Origin of the sequence: Sphingomonas lycopersici, assembly GCF_026130605.1 — a bacterium.
Lineage (GTDB): Bacteria > Pseudomonadota > Alphaproteobacteria > Sphingomonadales > Sphingomonadaceae > Sphingomonas > Sphingomonas lycopersici.
Window position 1 is genome coordinate 440,901 of the sequence record NZ_JANFAU010000001.1, and the last position, 12,590, is coordinate 453,490.

Consider the following 12,590-nt stretch of genomic DNA (forward strand, 5'->3'; position numbering starts at 1 on the left):
ACTTCTCCTGTTCTCATCCGCCGCGAATTAATGTAGGCGCCTACACATATTCAAGAATCGGTGGAGAATGCCAGCATGACCGTCGATCGTCTCCTGCTTTCCCGGCGCCGGGCGCTGATCGGCGGCGGCGCGCTGACGGCAGCGGCGATGCTCGCGCGACCGGCGTTAGCGGCGAGCCGCCTCGACGACCTCGTGGCCGCGCAAATGGCGAAAGCCTCGATCCCCGGGCTCGCGCTCGGCATCACGCAGAACGGCCGGGTGACCGCCACGCGCGTCTACGGGCTCGCCGATGTCGCGCACCGCCGCCCCGTCACGCGGGACAGCATGTTCCATATCGCCTCGGTGACGAAGACGGTGATCGCGCTCGCCTTCATGCGCCTTGTCGATCAGCGCCGCATCGCGCTCGACGATGCCATTGCGCCCCATCTCGATTTCACGATCCTCGGCAAGGGCGCTTCGGCGATCACCTTCCGTCACCTGCTGATGCACGTCTCGGGCATTTCGGACGCGCGTTATTACGACATCGACCTTCGCGAGCGCGGGCATGACGCGCGCCTCCCGCTCGAGGAACTGCTCAAGGCCTATCTGACGAAAGGCGGGCGCTATGCCGGCAACGGCAACCTGAAATCCGCGCCGGGCACCACATGGGACTATAGCAATATCGGCTACGGCCTGCTCGGCCATCTCGGCTCTCGCATCGCCGGCCGCGATCTGCGCCGGGAGATCGACGAGCATATCTTCCGGCCGATGGGGCTGCGCCGGATCGCGTGGACGATCGCGGACACGCCTGCGACGTTGCGCGTCACCCCCTATGACGTCGTCGACGGCAAGGTCGCCGCGACCGATCCGGTGGGGTTTCCGGACTGGCCTGCCGGCATGATCCGGGCGTCGATCGGCGACCTGACCCGGCTCGTCGCGATCGCCGCCAATCGCGGCATGGCGGCGGAACAACGGATCGTCAGCGCGCCGTCAGTCGCCGCGATGCTCGACATGCAGCGCCCGGCCGGGCTCCCGGCGTGGCTCAGCGGGCAAGGCCTCGCATGGCAACAATCCGCGCTCGGCGACAGGCCGCTCGCCAATCATTGGGGTGGCGATCCGGGCGTGTTCACGATGGCCTATGTCGATCCCGCACGCCGGACGGGGATTGCCTTGCTGTCGAACCTGTCCGCCACCGAGGAGAGCCGTGCCGCGATGAAGACCATCGCCGCGGCGGCGATGGGGTTGCCCGGATAGCGCGTGATCAGCGCCGCTCGCGCCCCGCGACCGCCGCGGCGTGGAGTTCGTCGAAGCAGCGCCGCTCCGACAGCGCGGCCATCAGCTCGTCGCGGCTGAGTTTTTCGACCGCGTCGATCTTGCCCAGCAACGCCTCGGCGACCTGCGGCCGCGCGCGCGTCTCGCGGCGGTGGAGGACATAGAAGCGCGGATCGCGCAGCGCATCGGCGATCACCGTATCGGGGGCGGTGACGTCGGGCAGCAGCCCGCGGAAGCGCGCCTCCCAATGCAGCACCGCACGCACCACCGGCGGGGTCTCGATCTCCTCGGGGATCGCGAACAGCCGCCGCGCCGCCACCCCGTCGAACGTCCGGCTGGTGATCGCCGCGATCCAGATCGCGAAGGTGAAGCCGAGCAGCACCGGCGAGAACCAGATCAGCAGGTCGATCGGCTCGACCAGCCCGCCCGACATTGCCGAGAGCAGCATCGTCTGGGTCCAGGGCACATGGCTGATCGAATAGATCATCGCCGCGAGGCAGGCCGTGCCGAGCGCGCTGATCCAGCCGAAATGGCGCACGCACATCTCCATCGTCAGCGGCTCGTCACCGCGCGCCTGCGTCCCCCAGGCGATGCTCCGCCGCTTCACGAACATCCACAGGAAGCGCGTGATGCAGATCATGATCAGCGGCGAGAAGAAGAAGGAGAACAAGGTTTCCAGCAGCACCGACAGGACGAGCTTGTCCTTGCCGCCGAACAGGCGCGCGCGATGCTGCGCGATATGGATGCCGACCGCGATCAGCCGCGGCATGAACAGGAAGACGAGCGAGGAGATCAGCAGCATCAGCATCGGCATCTGGATCATCTTCAGGCTGCCGAGCCCGAGCAGCCCGTAATGCAGGAAGTTGAGCATTCCGAATACCGAGATCACCAGGAATGACGCCCATAAGGGCGCGGAGAGATAGCCCATCGATCCGTTGATGAAGGTCTCGCGGTGGATCGAGCGCAACCCGCGCAGGAAGACGAAGCGCAAATGCTGGAGATTGCCCTGCATCCAGCGCCGCTCGCGGATGATGAAGGCGAGGATATTGGCGGGCATCTCCTCATAGCTGCCCTTGGTATCGGCGAGAAACCACACTTCGTAGCCGGCGCGCGCGACCAAAGCGGATTCGATGATGTCGTGGCTCATCGGCTTGCCGCCCCACGGCTTGGGGCCAGAAAGCGTGGGGAGCATCGCGTGGCGGACGAACGGGGCCATGCGGATCATCGCATTATGCCCGATATAGCTCGCATTCCCCATATACATGGCCTGCAGCCCGTAAGAGAAAACCGAGCCGTAGAGCCGCGCGCCGAATTGCTGCATCCGCCCGAACAGGCTGGTGCGCAGGATCGGAGTGGGATTGGTCTGGAGGATACCGATGCGATCGTTGCCGGCCATCATCCGCAACAGATCGACGACCGCGTCGCCGTCCATCACGCTATCGGCGTCCATCACCAGCATATAATCGTAATCGCCGCCCCAGCGCCGGCAGAAATCACTGATATTGCCCATTTTCGCATTGGCGTTGCTGAGCCGCCAGCGATAGAAGAACCGCCCCTCGGGCAGCGCCTCGCGCAGCCGCTGCACCGCCTCCTCCTCGACGATACGATATGCCGGATCGCGGCTGTCGGAGAGCAGGTAATTGTCGAAATGATGCGCGAAGCCGGGATGCTTGGTCGCAATCGATTCCCAGGTCGCGGCGATCCCGGCGGCGACGCGGTCGACATCCTCGTGATAGACTGGATAGACGATCGCGACCCGCACGGTCGGCAGCGGATCGCGCGCGCGATGCGCCGGATGCCACGGATTCCCCTTCGGCCCGCGCAGCATATACCAGGTGCCGAGCATCATCTTGTAGAAGTTCGCGCACAGGAAGAAGGTCATCGTCCCGTAGACGAGCAGATAGAGCCAGAAGGCGGCTTCCGGCATCTGCTGCGCGCGCAGCATGATCGCGGAGAGATAGAGGATCGCCCCCGTCGTCGCGATCGTCAGCGCGAGGCTGACCCGCTGGCGATATTCGACCACGCGCTGCCAGCCGCGCTGTTCGCCGCGCGCGAAGGGCTTGCTGCGCAAATTGCCCTTGAGCGACAGATCGAGCTGCGGAGTCGCGATCGGGCGGCGGCGCGGCGGCGGCTGGAGCGGCGGCGTCCCGTCGTCGTCGAGCCGGCGGCGCAGCTCCGCCCAATTCCCCACGCCGCCGTCGGGCTGCGCATGAAAGCACAGATGGCGCAGATAGAGTTCGAACGGCGCGCTCATCTAGCGCAGCACCTGCACCGGGAGCGTCACCTGGAACAGCAGCCCGACGACCTTCTGGATCGAGACAATCGGCGCCTCCGCGACATAGACGACATCGCCGGTTTCGAGCGGGAATTGATCCGCCGCGATCAGCCCGTCGCCACGCTTCCATGCGAATTCGTACAGCACCGGCTTCGCCGCCGCGCGCCGCCGCAGCACGAACACCGCGTGATCATTGGCGAGATTATTGTCGAGCCCGTTGGCCTCCGCCACCGCCTCGGCCAGCACCGGTTGCCGCGCGAAGCCGAGCACGCCGTTCTTGCGCGTGCTGCCGAGCACGGTCACCTCGACCATCGGCGCCTTGCGCACGATCACCCGGTCGCCCGGCCGAAGCGCGATGCGCTGCTCGAACGCCGCGGCGATCGGCACCTCGACCGGCGCGGCATCGCCGCGCACCACCGAGACGCGCACCGCAGCACGCGTCGCGGAAAGATCGCCCGCGCCGAGCGTCGCATTGCCGTCGCCGAGCGATTGGGTGATCGCCTGCGCCAGCGTCAGCCCGCCCGGGCTCCACGCGACGCGGCTGGGATGCCCGATCGCGCCGGTCACGAGGATGTCGTTCTGCGGCGAGGCGGCAAGCCGCACCGTCGCGCTCGGCTTTTGCAGCACGCGCTGGCTGGCATAGCGTTGCGCGATCGCGTGCTGCGCCTGTTCCAGCGTATAGCCCGCCAGCGCCAGCCGCCCGGCATAAGGCAGCAGCACCGCGCCGTCGTCGGCGACGGTGAAGCTGCCGAGCGGGGTCGCCCCCGGCCCGCCGCCGAACGGCGCACCGCCGCCCGGGAGCGCGGCATAGCTCCACATCGTCACGTCGATCACGTCGCCCGGCGCGAAGCGGAACGGCGCACGCTCGGGCGCCGCGCTCAGGCGGCCGAGCGCCTCCGCCAGCGCACGCTCGCGATCCGCAGCGGCGGCGGCCTGCGCCGCGGCGGCCTGCTCTGGGGTGACCGCGACGATCTCGACCTCGGGGGTCTTGCGGATCGTATGGGCCGACGGCCCGCCGCCAGCGAGCGTGCTGCAGGCGGCGAGGCTGAGCGACAGCGCGGCGAGCCCCGCGGTGCGGAACGGCGCGCTCATCGCAGCAAGGCCCACAGCAGGAGGCTGGCGAGCAACGTCCCCGCGATCCACGCCAGCCGATACGGCTTCTCCGGCGTGCGCGGCTCGGACGGGTTGCTGATGACGTTGAGATAATAACGGTTCTGCTCGGCGCTCGCCTGCGCCTGCTGCAGCGCCTGATTGGCCTGCCCGAGCAAGGTGATGTTGGTATCGCGGCTGACCAGCAGTTTTTCGTAGCGCGACGAGCTGCGCGCCATTTCCGGGAAGCTGCGCGCGGTCGACGCGAGATCGCCGCGCACCGATTGCGTCGCGGTGTCGAGATTGTCCGCCTGCGGGTTGTTGGGGGTCGCGCGCGCGATCGCGTCGCGCTGCGACTTGAGCTCGGCCGCCTTGAGCGCGAGGCTGTTCATCAGCTCGAGGTTGGATTGATAGAGCTGCTTGGGATCATAGGTCCCCGTCTGGTTGCGGAATTGCGCGAGCGCGGCGAGATCGCGCTGGAGCGCGGCTTCGATCGCCTGTTTGCGCTGCGCCGCGCTGCGCACGACATCGCCTTGCTGCTGCGCGTTCATCGCGTCCATATGCGCGATCGCCTGGGCGAGCAATTGCCGCGCGAGGCCGTTGGCATAGCCGGGGTCATAGGCATTGACGTTGACGGTGACGATGCCGCTCTTCTGCTCGATATCGACATCGACCTGCTTCTGGAAATAGCGCCACAAAGCAAGATCGCTCGTCCGGAACATCGTCGCGACCCCGCCGAAGCGGCTCACCGGATCGGCGAGGCTGAAATTGTCGGCGAGCTTCATCGATTTCTCGACGCGGCGAAACGCATCCCACGACCGGAAATATTCGCGCAGGATATAGCCGCCCTGTTCGGAGCTGTCGCCCGACGCGCCCGACAGGAGCGACGACAGGCTCGGCCCGTTCTGCTTCGGGTTGAGCACGATCAGCGTCGCGGTGGAGGTATAGACCGGCGTGGCGATCAGCCCGAAATAGACCAGCGCCAGGATATTGGGCACCAGCACCACCGCGATGAACAGGGGCCGGCGCAGCAGCCGCGCGAGCCACGACGGCGCCTTGGGCGCCTCGGGCTCGGCCGCGGCCTCGGCGCTGGCGCGTCGGTTCGGAAAGGGCAGCGGCTCGCGCTCGGCGGGCGCGCGCTCTTCTCGCATCCGTTTCACGTCGACTTGGGAATTCACGGGGCGGTTTCTCCTGATCGTCCGCCCTCAAGACGGAGCCGATCCGAAGCCGCCTTGATCGTCAGAACGAAAAATCGACCCCCAGCCGGAAGGTGCGCGGGCGCAGCGGGGTGATCTGCGACCGCCCGGTGACGAACGGCGTGCCCAATGCGAAGCGATTGCCGATGCTGTCCGACAGGTTGGTCGCGCCCAGCACCAATCCGAGCCGCGGCGTCCCGACGCGCATCGTCAGCGCGCTATCGGCATAATCGCCCTGTTCGCCGCCGAGCACCGGGCCGACCCCGATCCGCGACGGCCCGATATAACGCGCCCAGCCCGCGATGCGCAGCGTCAGATCGTCGCGCAGCGGATGCTGCCAGTCGAACCCGGCACGCGCGGTGAAGCGTGCGACATTGGGGATGCGATCGATCCCGTCCATATCGGGCCGCGGGGCCGCCGCGGCGAGGAAGGCGCGATAGGCGACGCTCGGCTGCGTGACCCTGCCGTCGTTGAACGCGAACGAGGCATCGAGCCGAAGCGCGCGGACCGGGCGCCAGCCGGCCGAGGCCGCGACCGACCAGATCCGCCCGTCGCCGATATTGTCGGTCGAGGGGAGCCCGGCGCTGTCGAGAAAATCCGCCTGAATGTCGTGCCAGTCGGTATGCGACACGCCCAGCGAGACATCGAATGCGTCGTGCCGCGGATCGCCGTAGCGCAACCCGCCCTCGACCGTCTCGACCCGATCGCCCGCGAAGCGGCGGACGAAATCGCCGTCGAGCGTCAGCCCGCCCGGGCGCATCCCCTGCTGATAGCGGGCATAGAAAGACAGTTTCGCCGTCGCCTTGGCGAGCAGCGAGAAGGACGGCAGCATCTTGGTCTCGTCATGATCCGCGACGATCGCGGCACGCGCCAGAAGATCCACCGCATTGAAGACGGGGACCGGGTCGTGCGCCTCGCCCGACAGCATGGCGCGCGACACCCGCGCGCCCGCGGTGGCGATCAGCCACGGCACCGGGCGATAGCTCGCCTCGCCGTAGAAGGTGAATTCGCTGACGCGATTCTCCACCCCGGTCACCGGCTCGAGCCGGTCGGGCGCGCCGAGCGACCGCGTCAGCAACGTGCGGTTATGGACATAGCTCGCCCCGATCAGCCAGCCGAACCGGTCGTCCAGCGGCTGCCACAGCCGCGTCTCGTTGCTGATCAGCTCGGTATGATTATGCTGGCGGAAAACCGTCGCGGCGCCCCCCGGCGGGGTCGCGTCGTAACGCTCGTCGAGCGTCTGCGCGATCCCCGCGGTGGTCGAGCGGAAGCGTACTTCGCCGAAATCGCGCGACAGGATGAATTCGCCCATCGCATAGCTCGCGTCGAACCCCTCGGCGACCGCGCTGTTGCGCACCAGCCGCGGCGCGCCGGCATCGGTATATTGGCTGTCGTCGCCCTCGGTGCGCTGATAGACCCCGCCGAGTTCCGCGCGCCAGCCGCCGCCGAGATCGACGCGCAGCACGCCGCGCCCGCCGGCGGTGGTGGTGCGGTTGATGTCCTCGCGCCGGCGCAGCGGATTATCGATATAGCCGCCGTCGCTGATGCCATAGCCGACGAGGCGCAGCGCGGCGCGATCGCCGAGCACGGGAAGGTTGAGCGTCCCCGCGATATCGCCGCTCGGCGCGCCGTGCTGGGTCGCCGAAACCCCCGCGGCGACCGACCCCGAGGTCGCGCCGAATGCGGGCTCGTTAGGAACGATGCGGATGATCCCGCCGAGCGACCCCGCGCCGTAGAGCGTGCCCTGCGGCCCCTCCAGCACCTCCACCGATTGCACGTCGTAGAGTTTGAGATCGGGATCGGGCGCATTGTAGGTCAGCCGGATGTCGCCGAAATACTGGCCGACCGTCGCCTGGGTCGGGCCGGTGAAGCTCGAATCCGCGATCCCGCGGATGAACAATTTGTTGCGCCCGTCGCCGAGATAGGTCGACGAAATGCTGGCCAGCCGGGAAAGCACCGCATCGGTGCCCCCCACCCCGCCGAAATTGATATCACTGCCCTCGACCACCGACACGCTGCCGGCATAATCGCCGAGCCGCATGTCGCGCTTGGAGGCGACGACGACGACCGTATCGCCCTCGCCGGGCTGGTCGACGGGCGGCGGCGCTGGGCGTGGCCTCGGCCGCGGCGCTGGTCTGGCGCGCGCCGGACGGATGCGCCAGACGCCGGGCTCGATCGCCACCGCTTCCACCTTGTCCCCCAGCATGTGCCGCACCGCTTCGGGCACCGAATAGACGCCCTTCACCGCGCGGACGCGGCGCTGCCAGATGCTCGCGTCATCGACGCTGACGCTGACCTTCGCCTGCCGCCCGAGCACGCCCAGCACCTCACCCAGCCGCCCGGCGGGAAGGTCGAGCGGATAGCCTTGCCCCGCCAGCGCCGGGGACGCGGGGACGAGCGCGAGCAACAGCAAGGGCGCGACGCGACGGATCACGGCGATGCGGCAAGCCTCCAGCCCGCGCCGTCGCGGATCGCGCGCAACCCGGTCAGCGCGGCGAAGCGCGGCATGACCCGCGCCGCGCCACCGTCGAGCCGCACCGTCGCGCGCACCGGCCGATGCGCCAGCGCGGCGTCGACCGCGACCGCGGTGCCCAGGGTCCGCGACAGGTCCGCCGCCGCCTCGGCGAGCGACACGCCGTCGAACGAAAGCTGCCCCTGCGCCCAGCCGCCGACCGTATCGGGCGCGACATCCGCCAGCTCGACCTGCGACGATCCGTCGGCGACGCGCAGCGACCGCCCGGCGTTCAGGCGGACCGAATTGCCGTCGCGCTGCCAGTCGACCGCGCCCTCCGATACCGCGATCCGCGTTTCGCGCGCGTCGCGCACGATATCGAAGCGCGTGCCGACATCGACCACGCTCGCCCCGCCGACCGCGACGCGAAACGGATGCGCCTCGTCGTGTCGGACGGTGAAGGTCGCCTGACCGTGGACCAGGGTGAGGCTGCGCGCATCGTCGCCGCTCGCTTCGAGCCGGGTGGCGCCGTTGAGGATCGCGCTGCTGCCGTCCGCCAGCGCGACCGTGCGATGCGCGCCCGCCGCGGTTTCGTACACCAGCGGCGCCGACGGCCGCATCTGCCGCTCGACCGCGACGGTGCCGACCACCGCCGCCGCCAGCGCCGCCGCGGCGGGGATCGTCCAGCGACGCCACGCCGGGCGCGCAACCGGCGCCGGGGCCGGATCGGGCAACGGGCGGGCCTTCGGCTCGGCGGCGAGCAGCGCGACCATCTCGGCCTCCGCCGCGCTCGCCGCATGATAGGCCGCGGCATGCGCCGGATCGGCCGACAGCCAGCGTTCGAACCCTTCCCAGTCGTCGAACGCAGGGTCGCCGACGCGCACTGCCCAGGCAATCGCTTCGTCCGTCATCGGATCGGGTTCAATCGGGTTCGTCATGTTTCCGCCCCTAAGACGGAGACTATCGCCTCAACCCTCATCCCATGTGCTCCTGAGCTTCACCAGCGCGCTCGTCGCCTTGCGCAGGTCGCTTTCGACGGTGCTGATGCTCACCCCCAGTTCCTCCGCGATCTGTCGCTGCGGCACCCCGTCGAGCCGGTGGCGGCGGAAGGTCTGCTCGACGCGCGGGCCAAGCGCGGCGAGCGTCGCCTGCACCTGCGTCAGCGTCTCGCGCGCGATCAGCACGCGCTCCCCCGCCGGCTCGTCCGAGCGGCCGGGCGCGGTCGCGCCGGTGGCATCGCTCCAGTCGCGCTCGCGGATCGCCGCCTGCCGCTGCGACCGGTGGCGATCGAGCATCAGATTGTTGGCGACGCGATACAGATAGGCCAGCGGCTGCGCGATCGGCCCCGCCTGCGCGCGCGCCGCGCGCAGCCACACTTCCTGCAGCAGATCCTCCGCCGCTTCGCCGGCGCCGTGGCTCTGGAGAAAGCGGAGCAATTGCGCGCGATGCTGGAGGAAGACACCTTCGAGGCCCGTCGCCATCCTGTCAGTCCTGCGTGCTCGTTGATGGCCTGAGAAGCGGGGTGGATAGTGTTCGCGAGGCTCGTCGCATAGGCATCCTCGCGGTGGCCCGCAAGCGGCGCGCACCGTATCAGCCTGGGACAGAAGGCCAATCCGCGCCCGCGCGAAATGCACGCACCGTCACATCATTGTCATGCCCCACGCCTAGCTGGGACGGCGAATTAGTTGGAGCAGCGGTGATGAGCGCGACTCTCGCAACGCATGAGCAACCTCTCCGGCCCGATCTCGATCAGGGGCTCGGCCGCGCCGGGCGCGTCGGTTTCGCCGCGATCGTCGCGGCGGCGATCGGCTATGTCGGCTACAGCATCTATCTCGACGCGAGCGCGGCCGGGGTGCAGACGCTGGCGATCCTGCCCTTCATCCTGCTCTTCATCGCGCTGATGATCGCCTTGGGCTTCGAATTCGTAAACGGCTTTCACGATACCGCCAATGCCGTCGCGACGGTCATCTATACCAATGCGATGCCCGCGCATGTCGCGGTGGTGTGGTCGGGGTTCTTCAATTTCCTCGGCGTGCTGCTGTCGACCGGGGTGGTCGCGTTCAGCATCGTCTCGCTGCTCCCGGTCGAGCTGATCCTCCAGGTCGGATCCACCGCAGGCTTCGCGATGGTCTTCGCCTTGCTCATCGCCGCGATCATCTGGAACCTCGCGACCTGGTGGCTCGGCATCCCCTCCTCCAGTTCGCACACCTTGATCGGGTCGATCATCGGGGTCGGCGTCGCCAATGCGATCATGCACGGCAAGAGCGGCACCGCCGGGGTCGACTGGTCGAAGGCGGCGGAGATCGGCCAGGCGCTGCTCTTCTCGCCACTGATCGGGTTCGGGCTCGCCGCCCTGCTGTTCCTCGCGGCCAAGCTGCTGATCCGCAACAAGGCGCTCTATCAGGAGCCCAAGGATGGGCTGCCCCCGCCCTTGTGGATCCGCGCGCTCCTGATCTTCACCTGCACCGGGGTGAGCTTCGCGCACGGCTCGAACGACGGGCAGAAGGGCATGGGGCTGATCATGCTGATCCTGATCGGCACCGTGCCGACCGCTTATGCGCTCAACCGCGCGGTGCCGGCGCGATACGCCGCCGAATTCCACGCCAATGCGCAAAGAGCGAGCGCCGCGCTGCACGATGCGCCGGGCAACGCGCTCAGCGTGGTCGACGCGCGCAAGGCAGTCACCGCCTATATCGCCGACAAGAATTATCAGCCCACGACCAAGCCCGCGATGGCGGTGCTGGTCCGCGATATCGACCGCCAGGTCGCCGGCTACGGCTCGCTCGCCAAGGTTCCCGCCGCCGCGGTGGAGAACGTCCGCAACGATATGTATCTCGCCTCGGAAGGGCTGAAGCGGCTCGGCAAGGAAAAGGCCGCCGGCCTCAGCGACGGCGAAAAGGCCGCGATCGGCACCTATAAGGCGTCGCTCGACGCGGGAACGCGCTTCATCCCCACCTGGGTGAAGGTCGCGGTGGCGATCGCGCTCGGACTCGGCACGATGGTCGGCTGGAAACGGATCGTCGTCACCGTCGGCGAGAAGATCGGCAAGTCGCATCTCACTTATGCGCAGGGCGCCTCGGCCGAGCTGGTCGCGATGGGGACGATCTTCGCCGCCGACCAATTGGGGCTGCCGGTCTCCACCACGCATGTGCTGTCCTCGGGCGTCGCGGGGACGATGGCGGCCAACCGCTCGGGGCTGCAGATGAGCACGATCCGCAATCTCGTGATGGCCTGGGTGCTGACGCTGCCGGTGTCAATCGTCCTCGCCGGCGCGCTCTATATGATATTCTCCGCCCTGATCTGATCGATGGACGGGCCGGCGAATGAAGACGTTGCCGCGCCCGCCCTCGATTCGATGCTGCCGTCCGGGGTCCGCCCGGGCCTGATCTGGGGCTATGATTTCACCCCCCACGGCCCGGTCGAGGTCGCGCGCTGCGACGCCCCGCACACCGGCGGGCTGCGCTGGCTCCACCTCAGCCTGTCGGACAACGGGACACGCCACTGGATCGAACAGGCGCCGCTGCCCCCGGCGATCCGCGACATGCTGCTCAGCCGCGACACCTATCAGAGCGCGGTGATCGAGGGCGGCGTGGTCGGCTGCGTGCTGCAGGATTTCGAGCAGGATTTCGACAAGGAGGATAGCGGCCGGATCGGCGCGCTGCGCATCGCGCTGGCCGGCGACCTCATCGTCACCACCCGCCCCCGCCCGCTGCGCTCGCTCGACATCGCGCGGCAGCGCATCGCGCGCGGGCTGCATCTCGCCTCGTCCGCCGCGGTGCTCGATCTGGTGGTCGGCGCGATCGCCGAGAGCATCGGCCGGATCGGCCGCACGCTCGGCAGCGACATGGAGCAGGCCGAGGACGCGTTGCTCGACGACCGCCGGCCGCCGACCAGCCGCGACCTGATCGGAATCCGCCGCCGCCTCGCGCAGATCCACCGCCTGCTCGGCGGGATGTGGGACGTGTTCAAGCGGCTCGAGGAGGATGAGGAACTGCCCGAGCCGCTGCGCCCGACGGTCGAGAAACTGTCGCAGCGGTTGCAGTCGCTCGACGGCGATATCCTGGGGGTGATCGCGCAATTGCGGCTGCTGCGCGAGGAGCTCGATATCCGCGAGGCGCAGCGGACCAACCAGAATCTCTACATCCTGTCGATCATGACCGCGCTGATGCTGCCGGCGACCTTCGTCACCGGGCTGTTCGGGATGAACACCGGCGGGATGCCGTTGCAGACCGGGCTGTCGGGCACCTTCTTCGCGACGATGCTCGCCGCGGGCGCCGCGCTCGCCACCTATATGCTGCTGCGCTACCTCGGCTTCATGCGCCGGTAG

9 protein-coding genes are annotated in these 12,590 nt (G+C 68.5%); 3 read left to right on the top strand and 6 right to left on the bottom strand.

Going from position 1 to position 12,590, the window contains the following annotated elements:
* The first annotated feature begins 75 nt into the window (after positions 1 to 75).
* Positions 76 to 1,233: a serine hydrolase domain-containing protein gene (locus tag NED98_RS01850; RefSeq protein WP_265311674.1), complete on the top strand. Its 1,158-nt coding sequence runs from the start codon at positions 76 to 78 to the stop codon at positions 1,231 to 1,233.
* Between the two features lie 7 nt (positions 1,234 to 1,240).
* Here NED98_RS01850 and mdoH read toward each other — a convergent pair whose 3' ends face one another.
* The 6 genes from mdoH to NED98_RS01880 form a co-directional block, all read right to left on the bottom strand.
* Positions 1,241 to 3,505: a glucans biosynthesis glucosyltransferase MdoH gene (gene mdoH / locus NED98_RS01855; RefSeq protein ID WP_265311675.1), complete on the bottom strand. Its 2,265-nt coding sequence runs from the start codon at positions 3,503 to 3,505 to the stop codon at positions 1,241 to 1,243.
* The gene (locus NED98_RS01860) at positions 3,506 to 4,618 is read right to left on the bottom strand and encodes a polysaccharide biosynthesis/export family protein (protein ID WP_265311676.1); all 1,113 of its coding nucleotides are present in this window, start codon (positions 4,616 to 4,618) and stop codon (positions 3,506 to 3,508) included. It lies immediately after the preceding gene.
* On the bottom strand, positions 4,615 to 5,793 hold the full coding sequence (locus tag NED98_RS01865; RefSeq protein ID WP_265311677.1) for a KpsE/RkpR family capsule polysaccharide export protein: 1,179 nt from the start codon (positions 5,791 to 5,793) through the stop codon (positions 4,615 to 4,617). The genes NED98_RS01860 and NED98_RS01865 overlap by 4 nt, the downstream gene beginning before the upstream one ends.
* Positions 5,794 to 5,854: 61 nt before the next feature.
* Complete coding sequence (locus NED98_RS01870; protein WP_265311678.1) at positions 5,855 to 8,245, bottom strand: TonB-dependent receptor; 2,391 nt, start codon at positions 8,243 to 8,245, stop codon at positions 5,855 to 5,857.
* On the bottom strand, positions 8,242 to 9,201 hold the full coding sequence (locus NED98_RS01875) for a FecR family protein (protein WP_265311679.1): 960 nt from the start codon (positions 9,199 to 9,201) through the stop codon (positions 8,242 to 8,244). Before NED98_RS01875 ends, NED98_RS01870 begins: the two co-directional genes overlap by 4 nt.
* A gap of 30 nt (positions 9,202 to 9,231) precedes the next feature.
* Positions 9,232 to 9,744: an RNA polymerase sigma factor gene (locus tag NED98_RS01880; protein WP_265311680.1), complete on the bottom strand. Its 513-nt coding sequence runs from the start codon at positions 9,742 to 9,744 to the stop codon at positions 9,232 to 9,234.
* A gap of 218 nt (positions 9,745 to 9,962) precedes the next feature.
* On the opposite strand from NED98_RS01880, the gene NED98_RS01885 reads away from it, so the two are divergent.
* Positions 9,963 to 11,567 (top strand): inorganic phosphate transporter, encoded by a 1,605-nt coding sequence (locus NED98_RS01885; RefSeq protein WP_265311681.1) that lies wholly within the window; start codon positions 9,963 to 9,965, stop codon positions 11,565 to 11,567.
* Positions 11,568 to 11,570: 3 nt separating this feature from the next.
* Positions 11,571 to 12,590 (top strand): CorA family divalent cation transporter, encoded by a 1,020-nt coding sequence (locus tag NED98_RS01890; RefSeq protein WP_265311682.1) that lies wholly within the window; start codon positions 11,571 to 11,573, stop codon positions 12,588 to 12,590.